Below are 416 nucleotides of genomic sequence, written 5' to 3'. Positions count from 1 at the left end.
CCGGATCTGGCGCGCAGGCTCGTCCGGCTGGCGCACCCGCGCAAGCTACCCGTGGTCCTAAGCCGAGACGAGGTCGCCCGGCTTCTCAACGCCACCACCTGCCTCAAGCATCAGGCCGCGCTGTCGGTCGCCTATGGCTCAGGGCTTCGCGTCGCCGAGGTTTCGACACTGAAGGTCGCCGATATCGACAGCGAGCGCATGCTGCTGCGTATCGAGCGTGGCAAGGGCGGACGATACCGCAATGCCATGCTGTCGGCCGACCTGCTTACGCTGTTGCGCCAGTGGTGGAAGGTCGGGCGGCAACAGGGTGTCATGCACCGCGATGGCTGGCTGTTTCCCGGGCAGCATCCGATGAAGCCGATCAGCACCCGGCACCTTCACCGCATCGTCGTCGAGGCGGCACAGGCCGCCGACAT

General features: G+C 66.6%; 1 protein-coding gene. It reads left to right on the top strand.

Annotation, left to right across the window (positions count from 1 at the left end; genetic code table 11):
* Positions 1-416, top strand: a 416-nt coding sequence (locus AC0L2B_RS00125) for a tyrosine-type recombinase/integrase (RefSeq protein ID WP_473743623.1), incomplete at both ends; no start/stop codon positions are given.

The organism is Mesorhizobium sp. WSM4815, assembly GCF_055811575.1.
This window is presented reverse-complemented; position numbering and strand designations above follow the sequence as displayed.